The following is a 20,902-nucleotide window of genomic DNA, read 5'->3' as shown; positions in this document are numbered from 1 at the left end:
CCAACAGCGTTGACAATCCGGACCCGCGCGTGGTCGCAGCCGAACCTGCCGCACCGCCGACACCACGAGGCCACCTCCACCCCCGCTTGTGGGCAACTGCGGCCGGCATGGCTTCGGGAGGTGCGGGGATCGCCGCAGGTGAACTGACCGCCGGCCTCCTGAGCCCCCTGGTTTCCCCGGTCACGGCTCTGGGCGGAGCCGTGATCGATGCAGTGCCTCCGGCTGTGAAGGACCTGGCTGTGCAGCTGTTCGGTACGGCGGACAAGGTCGTGTTGATTGCTTCCATCGGGATCGTCGCAGGGTTGCTGGCAGCGCTCGCGGGAGTCCTGGAGCGTCGCCGCGCTGGCTGGGGCCTGGTACTGGCCGGGTTGGCCGGAGCGGCTGGCCTGACCGCCGTCGTGACGCGTGCACAGGCAAGCCCGCAGGGGGCGCTGGCCCCGATCGTCGCGGCGGTTGTCACGATGCTGCTGTTGCGAACGCTCATACGCCGACTGACGACGTGGGCTCCGTCCACCACAACGCCGGCCGGTCAGGGCCACGATCCTGCGCCCTTGGCCAGACGGAGCTTCCTGAACGCGCTCGCCGGAACATCCATCGCCGCGGTCGTGGCGGGGACAGTTACCGCCGTCCTGACCAGGGCGACGGCGGTGGCTTCAGGTTTCCGGGGCTCCATGACACTCCCCGAGCCCGCCACAGCACCACAGGCCATCCCCGCAGGCGCAACCCTCCCTGTGGATGGCATCAGCCCTTTGGTGACCCCGAATGCCGATTTCTACAGGATCGACACGGCCCTGACGGTGCCTGCCATCGATCCGCCTGCCTGGAAGCTGAAGGTCACTGGAATGGTGGAGCGGGAGATCGAACTGGATTTCGCCACGCTGCTTGCCAAACCCATGACCGAGCGTCACATCACCATTGCCTGCGTGTCCAATAACGTCGGTGGCGACCTTATCGGCAATGCCCTCTGGCTGGGGTGGCCCGTCCGCGAACTTCTGGCCATGGCCGGTCCCAAAGCCGGCGCCGACATGGTGCTCTCCACCAGCAACGACGGTTGGACGGCAAGCACGCCCTTGGAGGCCCTCACCGACGAGCGCGACGCACTGTTGGCCGTGGGAATGAACGGTGAGCCCCTCCCGCTCGAACACGGCTTCCCCGTGCGCATGATTGTGCCGGGACTTTATGGCTTTGTCTCGGCCACCAAATGGCTCACGGAACTCAAAGTCACACGTTTCGCAGACGACACCGCCTATTGGACGCCCCGCGGCTGGAGCGATCACGGCCCGATCAAGACGCAGTCCCGCATCGATGTACCCCGCAGCGGCAGGACAGTCCAAGCCGGCCAAGTGCAATTCGGCGGTGTGGCGTGGGCTCAGCACCGGGGCATCAACCGCGTAGAGCTCCGCGTCAACCGCGGACCATGGCAGCAGGCCACCCTCGCCAGCGCTATCTCCACGGATACTTGGTACCAGTGGCAGCTTGGCATCGACCTCACGCCAGGCGATTACGAGATCCAAGTGCGGGCTACCGACTCCACGGGCCAGCCGCAGACCGAAGACAAGGCCGCGGTGGCTCCCGACGGCGCCACGGGCTATCACACCATCAGCGTGAAGGTGGGCTGAGGCCCTAGTCTGGGTACGTCCGGAGATTTCCCGGAAGCCAGCGTATCCACACAGGAGGATGACCGTGCCCAGATCAGTTGCAGACCACCGTCAAGCAGTGGCGGAACTGCTGACCGGCGCGACCAACAACAACGGTCACCGTCGCCTGCCGTTGCTGGAAGCGCTCGGAAAGGCGCTCGCCGTCGATGTCTACGCGCCACTTTCGCTGCCGCCGTTCGCTAATTCCCAGATGGACGGCTTTTCCGTCCGGTCCGCGGACATTCCCGACGACGGTGCGGAGCTTTGGGTGGCTGCGCCCGTTCCGGCAGGTGCCGCGCCGGCACCTCTGAAGGCCGGCTTTGCCGCCCCCATCATGACCGGAGCCATGATCCCTGACGGAGCTGACGCCGTCGTGCCTATCGAAAAGGCGACGCCGAACTCATTTCCTGAGGCAACAGCCAAGGATGCCGTTGTAGACGTCCCTGCCGTCGCTCCCGGTACCTATGTCCGAAACGCTGGCAGTGACATCGAGAAGGGGGCGTTGGCCCTGGCCGCCGGCAGCCTGCTGGGGCCGGCGCAACTTGGCTTGTTGGCCGCCCTGGGCCTGGCGACCGTCGAGGTTCGTGAGTCGTTGCGCGTCCTCCTGGTCACCACTGGAGATGAAGTGGTGGAGCCGGGGGAGGAACTCACCGCAGGCAAAATCTATGATTCCAACGGAACACTGCTGGAAGCCTCCATGCGGCAGGCCGGCCTGGACGTGGTTCGTGCCGGAATTTCCGACGACGATCCTGCAAGCCTGTTGACTGTCCTTCATCGCTACACCCGGAAGACGGACAGCCCCGTTGACCTCATCGTGACCACCGGGGGAGTGAGCAAAGGTGCCTACGAAGTAGTCCGCCAGGCCATGTCCGGACACGCCGTCGACTTCCTGCCTGTGGCCATGCAGCCAGGCGGACCGCAGGGTCTGGGGTCATTCAACGACGTTCCATTCCTTGGTTTTCCCGGAAATCCCGTCAGCTGCCTTGTCTCCTTCGAAATGTTCCTCCGACCCGCGCTGTCACAGGTCGTGGGACACCCGGCGCCGCGACTGGTTCGCAAGGCAGTCCTGGCCGAACCGCTGACCTCGCCGGACGGCAAGCACCAGGTGCGTCGCGGCACCGTGGGAGGGGACGGTGTCCTCCGCATGGAAGGGGGCGCCGGGTCCCACCTGGTCCACGCCTTGGCCCGCGCCAATGCCCTGGTCCAGATCCCCATCGGCGTCACGGAACTCGCCGCAGGAGCCGAAGTGGAAGTATGGATGCTGTGAATGAAACTCCCGCGACCACAGAACACGCCGGCGGCCTGACGCACCTCAGGCAAGACGGCACCGCGCAGATGGTGGACGTCTCCGCGAAGGCCGTCACCACGCGTGAAGCCACCGCCACGGCAACCGTCCGCACCACCCCCGAAGTACTGGTCCTGTTGGGCGCCGGTGAGCTGCCCAAGGGTGATGCGCTCGCCGTGGCACGCGTGGCAGGGATCATGGCGGCAAAGAAGACTCCCGAGCTGATCCCGTTGTGCCATCCTTTGCCGATCTCCAAGGTCACAGTGGATTTCGACCTGGGCGCCGACTCGGTGGAAATCCTGGCCACCGTCAAGACCAGGGGCGTGACCGGCGTCGAAATGGAAGCGTTGACTGCAGCATCGGTCGCGGCCCTGAGCGTTTACGACATGATCAAGGCCGTGGACAAGCATGCCGTGCTGACCGACATCCGCGTGCTCGCCAAGAGCGGCGGCAAAAGTGGCGACTGGGCGCTGACCGGGGAAGCAACCCACGGGGAGTCCGGCGCATGAGCGCTTGCGAGCCGAACGCACACGGGCCGCGGAAGGCCGGCGTCGTCATCGCCTCCACCAGGGCGGCGGCCGGAATCTACGCCGATGAGACAGGCCCCATCATCCTCGATTGGCTCAGTGAGCACGGCTTCGAGACTTTTCCCACCATGGTGGTGCCGGACGGCGAACCTGTGGGAGCTGCCCTCAGGGCCCTCCTGACGCAAAACCCTGCCGTTGTCATCACGAGCGGCGGTACCGGCCTCAGCCCGGATGACCGGACCCCGGAGATGACGCTTCCGCTCCTGGACCGGGAAATACCCGGAATCATGGAAGGAATCCGGCGCGCGGGCACCGCGAAAACTCCCATGGCCATGCTGAGCCGTGGCCACGCCGGAGCTGCGGGGAAGACGTTCATCATCAACCTGCCGGGGTCTCCCAAGGGCGTCATGGATGGATTGGCTGTCCTGGACCCGGTCATCGGGCACCTGTGCGAACAACTGGAAGGTAGCCATGGGCACTGAAACAGACTTCGAAGTAGTCAGCGCTGTCCTCAGCGCCGAGCCCATTTCCGTCGACCAAGCCATCGCTGCGGTTGAATCGGACACGGCCGGTGCAGTGGTCAGCTTCAGCGGCGTGGTGCGGAACCACGACGCCGGCAAGGCCGTCGACCGGCTCAGCTACAGCGCCCACCCCACAGCGCATCAGGTCATGTCGGACGTCGTTGCGCAATTGGTCGCAGAGCATTCAGGCGAAGCCGACCAGCCCGTCCGCATTTGGGCCGCCCACCGGATCGGCATGTTGGAGATCGGCGACCCCGCGCTGGTTTGCGCGGTAGCAGCAGCCCACCGCGGGCAGGCGTTCGCTGTGTGCTCCGAGCTGGTGGACCGGGTCAAAGCGCAGGTTCCCATCTGGAAGGAACAGTTCTTCACCGACGGCACTGTCGAGTGGGTTGGCGCAGGCGAGTAGGCAGGAGTAACGGTTCCTGCCGGGCTCCGGCCCGGCGGTAGGGTTAATGGCATGACCGAACAACTTGCTGTTGCAGTGCTGGGCGCCCACGGGCGCATGGGAATCGAAGCCGTGAAGGCTGTGGAAGCAGCCGATGACATGAAGCTCGTAGCCGCCCTGGGCCGCGGCGATTCCTTGGAAACACTGCTGACCGCCGGCGCACAGTATGTTGTTGACCTCACCGTTCCGGACACCACCGAGACCAACGTCCGGTTCGCCGTCGAGCACGGGATCCACGCTGTCGTGGGAACCACTGGTTGGAACGCCGACAAGCTGGAATCCCTCCGTTCCCTGTTGGAGCAGAAGCAAGACACTGGCGTCCTCATCGCCCCGAACTTCGCCCTCGGGTCCGTGCTGGCATCTGCTTTCGCAGCCAAGGCCAGCCAGTACTTCGAATCCGTTGAAATCATCGAGCTGCACCACCCCAACAAGGTGGATGCACCCTCCGGCACAGCAGTACGCACCGCACAGCTGATCGCCACGGCGCGGCAGGAAGCCGGGGTTCCGGCCAGCCCGGATGCCACCGAAACGTCGATGGATGGCGCCAGGGGCTGTGACGTGGATGGTGTCCGGGTCCACAGCGTCCGGCTTCGCGGTTTGGTCGCCCACCAGGAAGTCCTCCTTGGCGGGCCCGGCGAGCAGTTGACGTTGCGCCACGATTCCTTTGACCGTGCCTCTTTCATGCCAGGCGTCCTGCTTGGACTGCGCAAGGTCGCTGCGCACCCCGGCCTCACGGTGGGCCTTGACGGCTACCTGGACCTGGGGCTCTAGGTCCATGGGAAATTTTTGGACGTCGTTGAAGAAGAACCGCACCAAAATCTGGGTCGGCGCCATCACCTTGCTGTTGGTGCTGTACCTGGTGGTCTCCGTGCAGCGTTCGTTCCTCCTGCTCGGCGACCCCAACCTGGTGGCCAAGGGCATTGGGGCGGCCTATCTGGTCCTGCCCGTAGTTGGTGCGTGGGCCCTCATCCGTGAGCTCCTCTTCGGCGCCCGCACGGAGCAGATGGCCAAGGTGCTGGAAGCTGAAGGCGGCTTGCCCGAGGACACTTTGCCGCGTACGCCGGGTGGGCGGATTGTCCGTGCTGCCGCGGATGCCGAGTTTGAGAAGTACCGGGCCGAAGCCGAAGCCGCGCCGGACGATTGGCGCTCCTGGTTCAGGCTGAGCTGCGCCTACGATGCCTCAGGGGACCGTAAGCGCGCCCGGGCGTCAATGCGCGACGCCGTGAAGCTCTTCCGCTCTCAGCCCACCGCAGCGGGCCGGTAGCTGCCCAGCCTCGACGCCGTGTGGGCCGCCCATTCCAGAGGCCCGCGGCGCCGGAGCAAGGCAAAGCACACGCCAATGGCGACGGCGCAGAGCGCTTGGGTCCAATACATGCCTTCGTCGGTCCACCCTGCAGGTAACGGCTGGTTGGTGAATCCGGACACTACCCACACGTGGGCTGAATAGAGGCTCAGCGTCATGGCACCCGGCCCGCTGAGCACCAAGAGGACGTTGAACTTGATGCGTTCGGCCACGGTGCCGAGCAGCAGGAAGAAACCCACCACAGCGGCCGCCGTGCCACCGCTGTGCAGCAGGTCCAGGGTGGTCCCTGCATGCGGGGACGCGGTGGCCAACCACCACCAGGAGCCTGTCTGCTCCAGCCCGGTCAGGTTGACCTGAAGCATGCTCTCCAGCGGGTAGCCCCTGGTTCCGGGGAGCGCCTCCAGCGCGGCCCGGCCGCCCCAAGCCTCCATGGCAAGGAATCCGACGAGCTTCGCGGCGGTGGCCACGACGATTCCGGTGGTCAACAACCGCAACTGGACCTTCGCGGTTGTCAGCGCCAAACGGCCGATCACCAGTCCGATCAGGAGATACGAGATCCACTGGAACACCGGGTAGTAGCCCGTGAAGAACAGGTCGGCGAGAAGGCGCCCGGGCGTCCCCAGGTCCTCGCTGTTCGGGTTGTGGCCCAGCTGCAGCGGAGGGGTGGCGTCCAACAGAAGGGGCCGGACCAGGTACGCCAGCACAGGGGAGACGAGGATCCACCCCAGCGCCCAGAAACACAGTGCCCTTAGCCGCAGGCCAAGGAACGGAAGAATACACAGGAAAAGTACGGCGTAGTGCACCAGGATGACGGCGATGTTGACGTCCAGGCCTCCCAAGGTGAGGCCGACGACGGCAATCACCAGGGCGCGCATGGCGACGCCACCCCTGGCGGCCCACAGTTCGCTGCCTTTCCGTGGCTCCTGCTTACCGGTACTCAGTGCCAGGCCGATGCCGGCAAGGACGGCAAACAGTGCTGCAGACCGCCCCGAAAAGACCAATCCCACGAACGTCGGCTCCCACAGCGGGGAGGGCCCGAACGTTGGTACCAGGTGCGTGGACATCATGCCAAGCAACGCTGCACCCCGGGCGGCGTCTATCCCCGTGAGCCGGGAGGAGATCGTGCCGCCACCGCCTGCTTTCCGCGGAGGCGCCGTCTCTTGCGAAGTCATGCTGCGATGGTCTCATAGCCAACTGTGAGCCGGGGCAGCGGTAGAGTCCTATGGCATGGAATCCGTCAACGCCCAATGGGCTGGAGCTTTCACGATCGTCCACGACGCCGACGGCTGGCACCAGTTCCGGCGCCTTGACGGTGCCCTGTTCATGCCCCCGGCCACGGATGGCTTGGAAGAGCGGGCCAGGATGTGCGCCGGAATACATGCGACATGGACGGCGACGTCCGGGCATCTGGTGATAGAAGCCGAAGGTCCGGAAGATGGGTCCCCGTTCGACGTCCTGGTGAACGGCGTCCTTCGCCACCGCGTGCCCAGCGCGGGACGCGTCAGCCACGATCTCGATCTGGGTGCCCTGCCTCCGCAATCAACTGTTCAGCTGTGGTTGCCACAGTACGGTTTCCTGAGGGTGCTGGAGGTTTCGCTGAAAGGCGAGGACGTGAAGGTTGCCGCGGAAACCGGCAAACGGTGGATCGCCTATGGCAGTTCCATCACCCAATGCAGGCAGGCCGACGGGCCCTCCGAAGCATGGCCAGCGCTGGTTGCAAGACAGTACGGCTGGCAGTTGCAGTCACTCGGATTTGGCGGCGAATGCCAACTGGACCCAGCAGCTGAGAGCACCATCGGCCAACTTCCCGCTGACTTCATTTCCTTGTGCCTGGGCATCAACACCTACAACGTAGCCGCATTTTCGGGACGGACATTCGCCAGCCAGGTCCTGGGTTTCCTCAGCAACATCCGACGGGCACACCCCGGCGTTCCCATCGCTGTTATCTCTCCCGTTTTGTCCCTTCCACGGGAGGACATGCCCAATGCGGCCGGGTGGACGCTCGCCGACTACAGGAGGGCACTTACAGGCGTGGTCCGGGCAATCCGCGAACGCGGCGACATCCGCATCCATCTGGTGAATGGCGAGGAAGTGTTCACTCCGGAGGAGGCTGCCGCACTGATGCCCGACACATTGCACCCGAACAACGACGGATACCGACTCATGGCCAGCAGGTTGGGTCCACAGTTGGCGGCCGTCGCCAACGCGAACAACTGACCGCGCCCGGCGTCCAAGGCCTTGTCTTCGAATATATGTTCGAATAACATGGCAGGATGAACGACGTTCCCAAGCCACCCGAAGGCCTTGCCGGCCCCATGAAAGCGATGAGCCCCGGCGTGGTCGACTTCCTGTTCAGGCAACTCGTGGCGGGAGAACCTCCCGAAGACACCCAGTGGCGCCGTGAAGGAACAGTCCTGGCCGAGCAACCGCCGGGGCCTGAGTTGGCCCGCAGGCTATCGGAGGCTGACGTGGATTCACTGACGCCGCTGGAGCTGTTCGAATATGTCCGCGCTTCGCAGCGTTTGGTGGCCTGGGCAGAGCAACTCAAGGATCGGGCCGTCGCAACGTATTGCTCAGAGCAGCCTGCGCGGACGCCCGGGATCCCCTTGCCTGATGGAAGTCGGGCTGCAGCGGAATAAGCTGGCCGGGTGAACCTGATGCCCCCGCAAGCCCCCATGCACCTGCCGGCCCAGCACCTGGATAGTTCGCCATCTGAAGCCATGCCAGTTGAGACCAAGCCCCGTCCAGGCGAAGAGCCATCGGCAGCGGCAACATTACGGGCCGCCGTCGTTCAATATGAGGCGTTGCTGCCGGGTGTCGGGGGAGAAGCGGTGGAGGCAAACGTTGCCGCCCACGTGGCGCTAGTGGAGCAAGCCCATGCCCGCGGCGCGCGGTTGGTTCTCTTTCCCGAACTCTCACTGACGGGTTATGAGCTGGGCGTGTTGGAGGGGACAGGTCCCTCTGGTCGGCCATCACCGTGGCTGAGCGACGGTGATACGAGGCTCCAGCCCCTCCGGGACGTCTGTGCCCGCACGCAAACCACGGCCATTATCGGAGCAGCCTGGCGGGAGGCCGACCAGACTCCCCGGCTGGCTTCGCTCATCATTGGCCCGGACGGTACCGTCAAAGCCGTCTTCAAGACGCACTTGCATGGGGCAGAGCGTGAGCTGTTTGTGCGGGGAAGCGGCCCGGGAATTATCGATATTGACGGATGGCGGGTGGCGCTCGCTGTTTGCGCCGATGCGGCTTATCCGACCCACGCCGGGGCCGCCGCTGAGGCGAAGGCGGACGTGTATGCAGTGTCTGCCCTGTACTCGAGCGGTGATGAACTTCGTCTCGGCCTCCATATGGGCGCCCGTTCCATGGACCACAGGATGTTCGGTTTGTTGGCCAACCTTGGCGGGCAAACCCCGTTGGGTGCCTCTTGTGGGCTCAGCGGGGCGTGGGGTCCGGACGGTGCGGCCCTGGCTCAGGCGGCAGGCACTGGAACGGAGGTCGCCGTGGTGGCATTGGACCGGTCCCGCCTCCACGCCTACAGGTCCGGCGGCGAAGCATGAGGACCATCACGCGGAACCCATTCTTGTAACAAGCCCGTGACAGGGTAACGTTTTTCTTATGTCTGACTCGCGCGCCCACAGTCCCGCCCTTGGTACCCTCCTGACCGCCATGGTCACCCCGTTCACCGAGGACGGCAAGGTTGACTATGAGCAAGCAGCCGCACTGGCAGAGAAGCTCGTGCAGGACGGTTGCGACGGACTCGTGGTCACGGGTACCACCGGAGAGACCTCAACGCTCACGGACGATGAGAACCTTGGCATGTTCCGGGCGGTCAAAGAAGCCGTCGGCGGCAAGGCTGCCATTATTGCCGGAACGGGCACCAATGACACTGCCCACTCCGTCCACCTGTCCCAGCGCGCAGCAGAGGTAGGTGTCGACGGCCTCCTGATCGTCACCCCTTACTACAACAAGCCAAGCCAGGCCGGCGTCCGCGCGCACTTCGAGACGATTGCCTCCTCAACGGACCTGCCCGTCATGGTGTACGACATCCCGGGCCGTTCCTCCATTGCGATTGCTCCGGAAACCATGATCGGCCTGGCCAAGCACCAGAACATCGTGGCAGTTAAGGATGCCAAGGCAGATTTCGCCGCCGCGACACGTGTCATGGCTGAGACGGACCTGCTCTTCTACTCCGGCGATGACGGATTGACCCTTCAGTGGATGGCGCTGGGCGCCGTCGGCCTGGTGGGCGTCACTACCCACGTGGCCACGCGTCGCTTCCGTGACCTGATCGACGCCGTGAACGCCAGCGACCTCGCTACGGCGAGGACCATCAACTTTGAACTGGAACCGGTGGTTCGTGGAACCATGACGCGGGTCCAGGGCGCAGTAGCCGCCAAACAGATTCTCAAGTGGCAGGGAGTCCTGCCCAACTCGGTTGTCCGTTTGCCCCTCGTGGAGCCGGACGCGGCCGAGATCGAAATCATCCGCGGGGATTTGGCGGAAGCCGGAATGGACTTCAACGTCTAGGCCGGTACCGCCGGAAAGTAGCACAATATGACCCAAACCGCCCTTCCCGGACTGGTTACGCCGCCGAAACTGCCGAAAGGCACACTGCGGATTGTTCCGCTCGGTGGCCTGGGAGAGATCGGCCGCAACATGGCGGTCTTTGAAATCGACGGCAAATTGCTGGTCGTTGACTGTGGCGTACTCTTCCCCGAAGAGACCCAGCCCGGAGTCGACCTGATCCTGCCCGATTTCTCGTACATCGAGGACCGCCTCCAGGATGTAGTAGGCGTCGTGCTGACACACGGTCACGAGGACCACATCGGTGCCGTTCCTTACCTGTTGCGTCTCAAAGCCGATATTCCCCTGATCGGATCACAGCTCACCCTGGCCTTGGTGGAAGCAAAGCTCCAGGAACACCGGATCAAGCCTTACACCCTGACCGTTACTGAGGGCCAGGTGGAGCAGTTTGGCCCGTTCGAGTGCGAATTCATAGCCGTCAACCACTCCATCCCGGATGCGTTGGCAGTCTTCATCCGGACGGAGGGCGGCACGGTACTCCACACTGGCGACTTCAAGATGGACCAGTTGCCGCTGGATGGCCGCATCACGGACCTCCGCCACTTCGCGCGACTGGGTGAAGAGGGCGTGGACCTTTTCATGGCCGATTCCACCAACGCAGACGTCCCTGGGTTCACCACGGCTGAGAAGGAAATTGGTCCCACCTTGGACCGGTTGTTCGGGCAGGCCAAGAAGCGCATCATCGTGGCTTCCTTCTCCTCCCACGTTCACCGGGTCCAGCAAGTCCTTGACGCCGCAGCCAAGCACGGCCGCAAGGTTGCCTTCGTGGGCCGGTCCATGGTGCGCAACATGGCCATCGCGGCCAAGCTGGGGTACTTGGATGTGCCGGACGGCATCCTGGTGGACATCAAGAACATCGACAACATGCCGGACGACCGTGTGGTCCTCATGTCCACTGGTTCCCAGGGCGAGCCCATGGCTGCCCTTTCCCGGATGGCCAACGGCGACCACCGGGTGGTAGTTGGACAGGGTGACACCGTCATCCTGGCCTCCAGCTTGATCCCCGGCAACGAGAACGCCGTATTCCGCATCATCAACGGCCTCCTCAAGCTGGGCGCAGACGTGATTCACAAGGGCACTGCGAAGGTTCACGTGTCCGGACACGCAGCGGCTGGCGAGCTGCTGTACTGCTACAACATCCTCGAGCCCCTGAACGCGATGCCTGTGCATGGCGAAACCCGCCACCTGATCGCCAACGGCAACATCGCGCTGGAATCCGGTGTGCCGTCCGATGGCATCATCCTCAGCGACAACGGCACAGTAATCGACCTCAAGGACCACAAGGCCAACATTGTTGGGCAGGTGGAGGTTGGATTCGTGTACGTCGACGGTTCAAGCGTGGGCGAAATCACCGACGCCGACCTCAAGGACCGCCGCATCCTGGGCGATGAGGGCTTCATTTCCATCATCACGGTCATCAACCGCACCACCGGCAAGATCGTGTCCGGACCGGAAATCCATGCCCGTGGCGTGGCGGAGGACGACTCTGTCTTCGATGAGATCATTCCCAAGATCAACGCCGCGCTGGAAGAAGCCGTGCTGAATCACGCAGACCACACCAACCATCAGTTGCAGCAGGTGGTGCGCCGGATCATCGGCACGTGGGTCAACCGCAAGCTCCGCCGCCGCCCCATGATCATCCCGGTGGTCCTGGAGGCGTAGCCCGCAAGCAACATGCATTCCCAAGGGGGCCTGAAATCCGCGGATTTCAGGCCCCCTTGCGGTACCGTGGCACGTATGGCGACCCGTACTACCTCCACGCCACGAGGCAGCTCCAGCAGTAAATCCGGCGGCACAGGCCGGGGCGGAGCTGCATCCAAAAGCAGCGCAGCCGCAGCCAGGAACGGCCGGGGAAGCACTGCCCGCGCCAAGCAAGCGGCCGCCGTCGAACCCCAGGCTCCGCTGCCATTGCGCATGCTTTCGGGTTTCTGGCAGGGCATAGGCCACGTGGTCGGTGCCGGGGTGCGGCGCATCGGTTACGACGTGAGCGACCTCGACCCAGCGGATCGCCGCGACGGCGCAGCCCTGTTCAACCTGGTACTTGGGATCACGATCGCCACCTTCGCCTGGTGGGGCCTCACGGGCTGGCTCCCGGACATCGTCTTCAGTGTGGTCAACGGAACGTTTGGCTGGATGTCCCTGATTCTGCCGTTCATGCTTTTTGTCTGCGCCTTCCGCTTGTTCCGGAAGCCCCAGGATGGCCGGGGAAACAACCGGGTAGGCATCGGCTTCATGATCATGACCCTGGCCGGTTCCGGCCTGGCCCACGTCATTGGTGGCCTGCCCACAGTGGCGGATGGATTCGACGGCCTCCGCCGGGCAGGCGGCATGCTGGGCTTCCTCGCCGCCGCGCCCTTGGCTGCAATCCACGTCGCTGTTCCGGTGGTCCTCTACAGCCTGTTGGCATTTGTCTCCTTCCTCATCGTCACTGCCACCCCGTTCGGCGCCATTCCGGCCCGGATCCGGGGCGCCTATGAGCACCTCATGGGCGTTGATCTTTTGGACGAGTCCGGCAAGGACGCCCATGACCGGAGCTACCTCTACGAGAATGACGGGACCGCCAAGCCCAAGAAGAAGAAGCGCATGCGCCTCTTCGGCAAGGATGAGGAACCCGACGCCGGCCTGGAAGGCTACGTTGGCGACGAGGCTTTCGAGCATGCAATAGTCGACGACGACGAAGATACCGGCGCGTCCGCGCCGCGGGTTCCGCCGGGCGTACGGCGCCCTACCCAGGCGGAGATCGCCGTCGGGAAAATCAAGGCCGCCCAAGGCCTTGGAGCTGCCCAGGGCCTTGGAGCTGCCCCCGGCATCGACAACCCCACCGAGGCCATCCCTGTCATCACTCCGGAAATGATGGCACCTGCCCCCACTATCGCCCAGGTCCCCGCGAAGCCGGCCGGCGCGCCGCTCCCGCAGGCTCCGATTCCGCAGCGCACGGAGCAGCTGTCACTCGCCGGGGATGTCACGTACACCCTTCCGGCCTCTGATTATCTGACGCCCGGCTCCATTCCGAAGGAGCGCACGGAGGCGAATGACGCCGTCGTCGCCGCCCTGACGGACACTCTCACCCAGTTCAACGTGGATGCCGCAGTGACTGGCTTCAGCCGTGGTCCTACGGTGACCCGCTATGAGATCGAGCTGTCTCCGGGCACCAAAGTGGAGCGTGTTACTGCTCTGTCCAAGAACATTTCCTACGCTGTCGCCTCGAGTGATGTCCGTATCCTGAGCCCCATTCCCGGCAAATCCGCCATCGGTATCGAGATTCCCAACACGGACCGCGAAACGGTCTCGTTGGGCGATGTTCTGCGCAGCCAGAATGCCCGCCGGACGGACCACCCCATGGTCATGGGAGTCGGCAAGGACGTCGAGGGCGGCTACGTGGTGGCCAACCTTGCCAAGATGCCCCACTTGCTCGTGGCCGGTGCCACCGGCGCTGGTAAGTCGAGCTTCGTGAACTCCATGATTACCTCCATCCTGATGCGCGCCACCCCGGACGAGGTGCGCATGGTCATGGTGGACCCCAAGCGCGTGGAACTCACGGCCTACGAGGGTGTCCCGCACTTGATCACACCCATCATCACCAACCCCAAGAAGGCCGCGGAGGCCTTGCAATGGGTGGTTCGTGAGATGGATGCCCGCTACGACGACCTCGCCAACTACGGTTACAAGCACATCGACGATTTCAACAAGGCAGTCCGTGCGGGCAAGGTGGTGCCGCCAGTGGACTCCAAGCGGATCATCAAGCCCTACCCGTACCTGCTGGTGATCGTGGACGAGCTCGCCGACCTTATGATGGTGGCGCCGCGCGACGTCGAAGACTCGATCGTCCGCATTACCCAGCTTGCCCGTGCCGCCGGTATCCACCTCGTCCTGGCAACCCAGCGCCCGTCCGTGGATGTTGTCACGGGCCTGATCAAGGCGAATGTGCCGTCCCGTATGGCCTTTGCGACCTCGTCCGTGACGGACTCCCGCGTCGTGCTGGACCAGCCGGGCGCAGAGAAGCTCATCGGCCAGGGCGACGCGTTGTTCCTGCCGATGGGCGCCTCGAAGGCAATGCGTGTCCAGGGTGCCTGGGTCACGGAATCAGAGATCCATAAAGTTGTGGAACACGTCAAGGGACAGCTTCAAGCTGTGTACCGGGACGACGTCGCTGCCGAAGCCCCGAAGAAGCAGATCGACGACGACATCGGAGACGACCTTGAGGTCCTGCTGCAGGCGACCGAGCTTGTGGTCACCACGCAGTTCGGATCAACGTCGATGCTCCAGCGCAAGCTCCGTGTGGGCTTCGCGAAGGCCGGACGCCTCATGGACCTCCTCGAATCCCGTGGCGTCGTGGGCCCCTCCGAGGGATCCAAGGCCCGCGACGTGCTGGTCAAACCCGACGACCTCGCGGCCGTTCTGGCAGCGATGAAGGGCCAGGAGTCACCTGCTGCGCCTGACGCCCACACAGCGGCCTTGAGCGACAACGCGAACTCGAACATCGCCGTCGGCGGTTACGCTGAGGATTTGGTCCAGGCGGACCTGGACAACCGGACGCAGGCCGTTGAGTACTACGACGGCGCTGACGGCCCCGATGACGACGATGAAGGCGGCGAAGACGCCTGGTCGCTCACGGGGCGGTAACTCAAAAGGCGGACGCCCCAAAGACGGTAGCCTAGAGGAGTGACTACAGCCGAGGGTGATAACGCGACTTCCAGCAGCTCCGATGTCTGGAACCTGCCCAACATCCTCACGATGCTCCGCATCGCCCTGGTTCCCTTTTTCGTCTGGTTCCTGCTGGCGGACAACGGCGAGTACGGGCTCTGGCGCTGGGCCGCCGTGGTGGCTTTTGCGGTAGCCATCTACACGGACAAGCTCGACGGCGACATCGCCCGGGCGCGTGGCCTCATCACGAACTTCGGCAAAATCGCCGATCCCATAGCGGACAAGCTGCTCATTGGTTCCGCCCTGGTGCTGTTGTCCATCCTCGGGGAGCTGCCCTGGTGGGTGACCATCCTCATCCTGGTGCGGGAGTGGGGGATTACCGCACTTCGGTTCGTTGTCATCCGGTACGGCGTTATGCCGGCCTCCCGTGGCGGGAAGCTGAAGACCGTGGTCCAGACCGTTGCAATTTTCCTGTACATCCTTCCGCTGAAGGCGATCGCCCCCTGGCTGGGTGACGTCGCCTTCTGGGTCATGATGCTGGCCCTTGGCATCACTCTGTGGACCGGCGTCGAATATGTCATCCAGGCACTCAAGCTCCGCGCGGCGGGACGTCGCGCGTGACGTCCCGTGACGGTGGGGGCGAAACCGCGACGGCGGTCGTCGGCGCCGCGATCGCGAAGAACGTGACGGTGGCCACGGCTGAGTCGTTGACCGCTGGAATGGTGGCCGCTGCACTGGCCAGCACGCCGGGCGCTTCAGGAATGCTTCAGGGCGGCGTAGTCGCGTATCAAAACTCCGTCAAAGCAGGCGTCCTGGGTGTCCCGGAGGAGTTGCTTGCGGTCGTCGGTTCCGTTGACGGTGCCGTTGCGAAGGCCATGGCCGACGGCGCCCGTCGAGCCTGCGCTGCCAACGTGGGGGTATCCACTACCGGCGTCGCAGGTCCAGAGTCCCACGATGGCAAAGCGGTGGGAACGGTCTTTATTGGGATAGCCACCGACTCTGGAACCGAAGCTTTCGAATATGGGTTCTCAGGTGACCGGCAGTCCATCCGGGAGCAGGCCCGGGACGCTGCCTTGGCGCGCCTTCTTGCCGCGCTGACCGACGTTGGTTACCGTTCGTAAAGTAGCCGGGAACAAAAACTGATTGCCAATAGTTGTGTCATTGTGTCGCTTCGGAAGAGCCGGGGCGCCTAGGATGTAGAAACCAACCCGGTCCGCCAGCCAGCGAACCGGATGAACGAGGGAGCAAGGCGATACAGATGGTAAAGCAGCCCGTATCCGTAAACGGCGTTGTCCGCTGGAAGGATGTGGGCTTGGCTGATCAGGCACAGAGCGAACAGAAGGAGCGCAAAATGGTTGTACTACGCCACGAGATCGGTGATGTACTGCGCGATGTCCGCCAGCGTCAGGGCCGTACCCTCCGCGAGGTTTCGCACAGCGCCCGCGTCTCACTTGGATACTTGAGTGAAGTTGAACGCGGCCAGAAGGAGGCTTCTTCCGAGCTCCTGTCTTCTATCTGCACAGCCCTGGATGTTCCGTTGTCCCACATGCTCCGCGAAGTCAGCGACCGCGTGGCCGTTGCCGAAGGCGTGGCCGTACCGGACACCGTTCCGCAGGAATTCTCCCAGCGCTACGGTCGCGACCTGGACCTTACGGACGACTTCCCGCAGGGAATGCTCTCCGGGGCCCGGTAGCCGCTCCACCAGAATTACGACGAAGGTCCCCAGCCAATGGCTGGGGACCTTCGTCGTTTGGATTAACTGAGGCGCCGGTTGGCGCAGGTTCCCGTCAATCGCCTGCTGGTTTGTCGTGGGCGTCTGTTTCCGGTTCCTTGACATTGAGCACGCCGTCGCCGTAGATGGCGTTGAGCCTGCCCATGTAGTCGGCAAGCGTCTGAACATCCTCCAGGGGCCATTCGCCCAGCCGTTCGCGGAAGACCTGCCTGCGGGCATCCTGGACCTGGTGCATCTTTTCCTCGCCCTTGTCCGTCAGGCGGATGGACTGGGCCCTGCCGTCCTGCGGGTCCGCTTCCTTGTACACGAGGCCGATGCTTTCCAGGAAGGCGATCTGGCGGCTCACGGACGGCTTGCCTACGCCAATGCACGTGGCGAGGTCCGTAAGCCGGATGGGGCCTTCCCGTCGGATGACGGTAAGCAGCCCGTAGGCGGCCGGTTCCATGTCAGGGTGGACCTGGCGCGACAACTGATGGGAAATCGATCGGGCGCGGCGCCAGAGCAGGCTCAGCTGGTGTTCCACCTGCTGGAGGGCGTCGTCCACGGCGTCGCCTGGCACGGCCTGATCGGGCGTGCTCGGGAGAGGATTGCTCATGGCAACCATTCTAGAGTCCGGCTCCGTGAGAGACTCTATCCGTGAGGGCAAGTGACTTTTGGCGTTTGATGGACGATGAATTCGGGGCAGGCTATTCCCGTGTCCTGGCTGGCTCCCTGGTACTCGCCGGCGTTGGTGGACGTACTGCCGTGGAGGCGCTGGCCTCCGGTTTCCACCCCCGCGAGGTGTGGTTGGCCGTATGCGAAGTCCAGGACGTACCTCCGGAGCGCAGGTTGGGTCGGGACATCAAGCCGGCCTCGAGCTGAGATCGGAACCCCCGCGGCGGTGGGGACACGCCGGGCCGTTGTTCGAATATCTGTTCGGATGGGGATATGCTCCTGTGAGAGGAAAATTGATCCTGAAGGCCGCTTATCCGGGCATCCGGAATGCCCGGTTGTCCACATAGCCGGAGTCGGCTTGGAAAAATGTCAGTGCAGCGTAATAGCGTCTGACAAGACAGGAAAGCGGCCCTTCGGGCCACTCCACAGCGAGAAAGCATCAGAGGTGTGAACCATGGCGGCAACCCCGGATCGTGAGAAGGCGCTCGAAGCAGCGCTTGCCCAGATCGACAAGCAGTTCGGCAAAGGCTCCATCATGCGCCTGGGTGATGACACCCGCGCTCCTATCGAGGTCATCCCTACCGGCTCCATTGCACTGGATGTCGCCCTTGGCATTGGCGGCCTGCCTCGCGGCCGCGTCGTGGAAATCTATGGCCCGGAATCATCGGGTAAGACCACTGTTGCGCTGCACGCTGTAGCCAACGCCCAGCGAGCCGGTGGCATCGCGGCCTTCATTGACGCCGAACACGCCCTTGACCCGGACTACGCTGCCAAGCTTGGCGTGGACACCGACGCACTCCTGGTCTCCCAGCCGGATACCGGTGAGCAGGCGCTGGAAATCATGGACATGCTGGTGGGCTCAGGCTCGCTGGACATCGTGGTCATTGACTCCGTGGCAGCATTGGTTCCCCGCGCCGAAATCGAAGGCGAAATGGGCGACTCCCACGTTGGTCTCCAAGCCCGCCTCATGAGCCAGGCCTTGCGTAAGATCACGGGCCGCCTGAGCCAGACCAAGACCACCGCAATCTTTATCAACCAGCTGCGTGAAAAGATCGGTGTCTTCTTCGGATCCCCGGAAACCACCACGGGTGGTAAGGCGCTGAAGTTCTACGCCTCCGTGCGCATCGACGTTCGTCGCATCCAGACATTGAAGGAAGGTGCGGATTCCGTCGGTAACCGCACCAAGGCAAAGATCGTCAAAAACAAAATGGCTCCGCCGTTCAAAATCGCCGAGTTCGATATCATCTACGGCCAGGGCATCTCCCGTGAGGGCGGCATCATTGACATGGGTGTCGAGCACGGCATCATCAAGAAGTCCGGCTCGTGGTTCACGTACGACGGCGATCAGCTGGGCCAGGGCATGGAGAACTCGCGGCGGTTCCTGCGGGACAACCCTGAGCTTGCCCAGGAGCTGGAGCGCCTGATCAAGGAAAAGCTTGGCGTTGGGGTCAAGCCGGAGGAAGACTCCCCGAAGCTGAAGGCCGTTGACGGTTAGGAGAGGGCCGGATCCGGATTCGTCCGTATCCGCCGATCCCGAGCCTGACCCCGAATCCGTGGCGCGTGCCATCGTCCTGAGGCAATTGACGATGGCGCCGCGGAGCCGGCTGCAGCTGGCCCGCAAACTCGCAGAACGAAATGTTCCCCAGGATGTTGCCGAAGCGGTCTTGGACCGGTTCGAAGAGGTCCAGCTGATCGATGATGCAGAGTTCGCCAGGATGTGGGTCCGGAGTCGTTCGCAAAGCAAGAAACTTGCCAAGGGCGCACTTCGTCGCGAGTTGGCTGATAAGGGTATTGAACTGGATGCGGCCGAAGAAGCCCTGTCGCAGCTCAGTGATCAAGACGAGGAACTGGCCGCACGCGAGCTTGTTGAGCGCAAGCTGCGGCCAGGCGTCGACCTGGCGGATCGTGCGGAGCGGGACAAATACACGCGCCGGCTGGCATCCATGTTGGCACGCAAGGGCTACGCCCCGTCCGTGGCCTTCAGAATCGTCGGTGAGGTGCTGGCAGAAGCCGGTACCCTTGAGTAGTGAGTTTGACCATTCCCTCCCCAGCAGCTGCCACCACTCCTTCGGATAAGCCCAGGACCTATCAGGTCCGCACTTTCGGCTGCCAAATGAACGTCCATGATTCAGAGCGCATGGCGGGACTCCTGGAGGACGCGGGCTACGTGCCCGCCGAGGGTGAGCCCGCTGACGTGGTGGTTTTCAACACCTGCGCTGTTCGGGAAAACGCGGACAATAAACTCTACGGAAACCTCGGCCAACTGAGGCAGGTCAAAGCGGAAAACCCGGGCATGCAGATCGCTGTCGGTGGTTGCCTGGCCCAAAAGGACAGGGAAACCATAGTCAAGAAGGCGCCGTGGGTTGACGCCGTGTTCGGAACCCACAACGTCGGCGCGCTGCCGGCCTTGCTGAAGCGTGCCCGCCACAACAACGAGGCACAACTTGAGATCCTCGAGTCACTGGATGTCTTCCCCTCAACCCTTCCCACGAAGCGCGACTCCGTTTACTCGGGGTGGGTTTCCATCTCCGTGGGTTGCAACAACACCTGCACGTTCTGCATAGTGCCCTCTCTCCGCGGCAAGGAAAAGGACCGCCGTCCAGGGGAGATCCTCGCCGAAATACAGGCCCTGGTGGACGACGGGGCTGTGGAAGTGACCCTGCTGGGTCAGAACGTGAACTCCTATGGCGTGGAATTCGGCGACCGTGAGGCGTTCTCGAAACTCCTGCGCGCCTGCGGTGCGATCGAAGGTCTGGAGCGCGTCCGCTTCACCAGCCCGCACCCGGCCGCATTCACCGACGACGTTATCGATGCCATGGCTGAGACGTCCAACGTGATGCCGCAGCTGCATATGCCGTTGCAGTCCGGTTCGGACAAGGTCCTCAAGGACATGCGGCGTTCTTACCGGTCCAGCCGGTTCCTCGGGATCCTGGACAAGGTCCGTGAGCGGATTCCGAACGCAGCCATCACCACGGACATCATTGTCGGGTTCCCCGGTGAAACAGAGGAGGATTTCCAAGCGACCCTTGATGTCGTGGAGAAGTCCCGTTTCGCCTCGGCCTTCACGTTCCAGTACTCCAAACGTCCCGGAACGCCGGCCGCGGACCTGCCTGAGCAGCTCCCCAAAGCCGTCGTACAAGAGCGCTTTGAACGGTTGACTGCGCTCCAGGACCGTATCGCCGCAGAGGAGAACGCCAAGCAGCTGGGGCGTACGGTTGAAATCCTTGTGACCGCCCAATCGGGGCGAAAAGCCGGGGAAACCCATCGGCTGTCCGGTCGGTCCAAGGACCAGCGACTGGTCCACTTCTCCGTGCCGGCCGGGGCTGAGGCTCCCCGTCCGGGCGACTTCGTCACAGTCACCGTCACAGAGGCAGCCGCCTTCCACCTTGTCGCGGATCCTGCCAGTACAGAGGAATATCTTTTGCGGCGTTCCCGCGCTGGTGATGCGTGGGATCGTTCCCAGGCTGATTCCTGTGGGGTCCCAACCCCGGGATCGCCCTCCGGCAAGGCCGGGGTGTCCTTGGGCATGCCGGCGCTGCCGATTCGCCGAGCCTAGCTGCGGACCTCCGG

At 63.7% G+C, this 20,902-nt stretch carries 22 protein-coding genes; 20 read left to right on the top strand and 2 right to left on the bottom strand.

Annotated features, from left to right (window positions below; genetic code table 11):
* The first annotated feature begins 107 nt into the window (after window positions 1-107).
* Genes ACSSVG_RS01745 through ACSSVG_RS01715 form a run of 7 tightly spaced genes read left to right on the top strand, consistent with a single transcriptional unit; the run spans window position 108 to window position 5,679 of the window.
* Window positions 108-1,619, top strand: coding sequence for a molybdopterin-dependent oxidoreductase (locus ACSSVG_RS01745; protein WP_492419110.1), 1,512 nt, complete (start codon window positions 108-110; stop codon window positions 1,617-1,619).
* Window positions 1,620-1,677: 58 nt separating this feature from the next.
* Window positions 1,678-2,904 (top strand): molybdopterin molybdotransferase MoeA, encoded by a 1,227-nt coding sequence (locus ACSSVG_RS01740; RefSeq protein WP_492416973.1) that lies wholly within the window; start codon window positions 1,678-1,680, stop codon window positions 2,902-2,904.
* On the top strand, window positions 2,892-3,431 hold the full coding sequence (gene moaC, locus ACSSVG_RS01735) for a cyclic pyranopterin monophosphate synthase MoaC (RefSeq protein ID WP_231339150.1): 540 nt from the start codon (window positions 2,892-2,894) through the stop codon (window positions 3,429-3,431). Before ACSSVG_RS01740 ends, moaC begins: the two co-directional genes overlap by 13 nt.
* The gene (locus tag ACSSVG_RS01730) at window positions 3,428-3,931 is read left to right on the top strand and encodes a MogA/MoaB family molybdenum cofactor biosynthesis protein (RefSeq protein ID WP_492416971.1); all 504 of its coding nucleotides are present in this window, start codon (window positions 3,428-3,430) and stop codon (window positions 3,929-3,931) included. Before moaC ends, ACSSVG_RS01730 begins: the two co-directional genes overlap by 4 nt.
* Window positions 3,921-4,376, top strand: coding sequence for a molybdenum cofactor biosynthesis protein MoaE (locus ACSSVG_RS01725; RefSeq protein WP_159707334.1), 456 nt, complete (start codon window positions 3,921-3,923; stop codon window positions 4,374-4,376). The genes ACSSVG_RS01730 and ACSSVG_RS01725 overlap by 11 nt, the downstream gene beginning before the upstream one ends.
* A gap of 51 nt (window positions 4,377-4,427) precedes the next feature.
* On the top strand, window positions 4,428-5,186 hold the full coding sequence (gene dapB / locus ACSSVG_RS01720; RefSeq protein ID WP_492416969.1) for a 4-hydroxy-tetrahydrodipicolinate reductase: 759 nt from the start codon (window positions 4,428-4,430) through the stop codon (window positions 5,184-5,186).
* Window positions 5,187-5,190: 4 nt separating this feature from the next.
* Window positions 5,191-5,679, top strand: a complete 489-nt coding sequence (locus ACSSVG_RS01715; RefSeq protein ID WP_231339153.1) for a hypothetical protein — start codon at window positions 5,191-5,193, stop codon at window positions 5,677-5,679.
* Here ACSSVG_RS01715 and ACSSVG_RS01710 read toward each other — a convergent pair.
* Window positions 5,655-6,890 (bottom strand): heparan-alpha-glucosaminide N-acetyltransferase domain-containing protein, encoded by a 1,236-nt coding sequence (locus ACSSVG_RS01710; protein ID WP_492416967.1) that lies wholly within the window; start codon window positions 6,888-6,890, stop codon window positions 5,655-5,657. The genes ACSSVG_RS01715 and ACSSVG_RS01710 overlap by 25 nt on opposite strands.
* Window positions 6,891-6,945: 55 nt before the next feature.
* Here ACSSVG_RS01710 and ACSSVG_RS01705 point away from each other — a divergent pair, with 55 nt between their 5' ends.
* The 9 genes from ACSSVG_RS01705 (at window position 6,946) to ACSSVG_RS01665 (ending at window position 16,639) form a co-directional block, all read left to right on the top strand.
* Window positions 6,946-7,935: a GDSL-type esterase/lipase family protein gene (locus ACSSVG_RS01705; RefSeq protein WP_492416965.1), complete on the top strand. Its 990-nt coding sequence runs from the start codon at window positions 6,946-6,948 to the stop codon at window positions 7,933-7,935.
* A gap of 56 nt (window positions 7,936-7,991) precedes the next feature.
* Window positions 7,992-8,357 carry a hypothetical protein gene (locus tag ACSSVG_RS01700; protein WP_492416963.1) on the top strand — a complete coding sequence of 122 codons (366 nt, stop codon included), beginning with the start codon at window positions 7,992-7,994 and terminating at the stop codon, window positions 8,355-8,357.
* Between the two features lie 81 nt (window positions 8,358-8,438).
* Entirely contained in the window at window positions 8,439-9,275 is an 837-nt protein-coding gene (locus ACSSVG_RS01695) for a carbon-nitrogen hydrolase family protein (RefSeq protein WP_492416961.1), read from the top strand.
* Between the two features lie 58 nt (window positions 9,276-9,333).
* A complete protein-coding gene (gene dapA, locus ACSSVG_RS01690) occupies window positions 9,334-10,245 on the top strand; it encodes a 4-hydroxy-tetrahydrodipicolinate synthase (RefSeq protein WP_231339157.1) in 912 nt (303 codons plus the stop codon).
* 27 nt (window positions 10,246-10,272) lie between these two features.
* Window positions 10,273-11,964 (top strand): ribonuclease J, encoded by a 1,692-nt coding sequence (locus tag ACSSVG_RS01685; RefSeq protein WP_253467619.1) that lies wholly within the window; start codon window positions 10,273-10,275, stop codon window positions 11,962-11,964.
* Between the two features lie 75 nt (window positions 11,965-12,039).
* The gene (locus ACSSVG_RS01680; RefSeq protein WP_231339159.1) at window positions 12,040-14,925 is read left to right on the top strand and encodes an FtsK/SpoIIIE family DNA translocase; all 2,886 of its coding nucleotides are present in this window, start codon (window positions 12,040-12,042) and stop codon (window positions 14,923-14,925) included.
* 39 nt (window positions 14,926-14,964) lie between these two features.
* Complete coding sequence (gene pgsA / locus ACSSVG_RS01675; RefSeq protein ID WP_231339160.1) at window positions 14,965-15,567, top strand: CDP-diacylglycerol--glycerol-3-phosphate 3-phosphatidyltransferase; 603 nt, start codon at window positions 14,965-14,967, stop codon at window positions 15,565-15,567.
* Window positions 15,564-16,067, top strand: coding sequence for a CinA family protein (locus ACSSVG_RS01670; RefSeq protein WP_492416958.1), 504 nt, complete (start codon window positions 15,564-15,566; stop codon window positions 16,065-16,067). Before pgsA ends, ACSSVG_RS01670 begins: the two co-directional genes overlap by 4 nt.
* Window positions 16,068-16,204: 137 nt before the next feature.
* The gene (locus ACSSVG_RS01665; RefSeq protein ID WP_014921288.1) at window positions 16,205-16,639 is read left to right on the top strand and encodes a helix-turn-helix domain-containing protein; all 435 of its coding nucleotides are present in this window, start codon (window positions 16,205-16,207) and stop codon (window positions 16,637-16,639) included.
* 94 nt (window positions 16,640-16,733) lie between these two features.
* Here ACSSVG_RS01665 and ACSSVG_RS01660 read toward each other — a convergent pair whose 3' ends face one another.
* Complete coding sequence (locus tag ACSSVG_RS01660) at window positions 16,734-17,273, bottom strand: MarR family winged helix-turn-helix transcriptional regulator (RefSeq protein ID WP_492416955.1); 540 nt, start codon at window positions 17,271-17,273, stop codon at window positions 16,734-16,736.
* A gap of 41 nt (window positions 17,274-17,314) precedes the next feature.
* On the opposite strand from ACSSVG_RS01660, the gene ACSSVG_RS01655 reads away from it, so the two are divergent.
* The 4 genes from ACSSVG_RS01655 to miaB all read left to right on the top strand — a co-directional run bounded on the left by ACSSVG_RS01655 (window position 17,315) and on the right by miaB (window position 20,888).
* Window positions 17,315-17,539, top strand: coding sequence for a DUF3046 domain-containing protein (locus tag ACSSVG_RS01655; protein ID WP_492416954.1), 225 nt, complete (start codon window positions 17,315-17,317; stop codon window positions 17,537-17,539).
* A 247-nt stretch (window positions 17,540-17,786) separates the two neighbouring features.
* Window positions 17,787-18,827: a recombinase RecA gene (gene recA, locus ACSSVG_RS01650; RefSeq protein WP_090822488.1), complete on the top strand. Its 1,041-nt coding sequence runs from the start codon at window positions 17,787-17,789 to the stop codon at window positions 18,825-18,827.
* Window positions 18,817-19,359 (top strand): regulatory protein RecX, encoded by a 543-nt coding sequence (locus ACSSVG_RS01645; protein WP_231339163.1) that lies wholly within the window; start codon window positions 18,817-18,819, stop codon window positions 19,357-19,359. The genes recA and ACSSVG_RS01645 overlap by 11 nt, the downstream gene beginning before the upstream one ends.
* Window positions 19,359-20,888, top strand: coding sequence for a tRNA (N6-isopentenyl adenosine(37)-C2)-methylthiotransferase MiaB (gene miaB, locus ACSSVG_RS01640; protein WP_492416951.1), 1,530 nt, complete (start codon window positions 19,359-19,361; stop codon window positions 20,886-20,888). Before ACSSVG_RS01645 ends, miaB begins: the two co-directional genes overlap by 1 nt.
* Window positions 20,889-20,902: the final 14 nt, after the last annotated feature.

It is taken from the genome of Paenarthrobacter sp. E2MeOHC11 (assembly GCF_058744955.1).
This window is presented reverse-complemented; position numbering and strand designations above follow the sequence as displayed.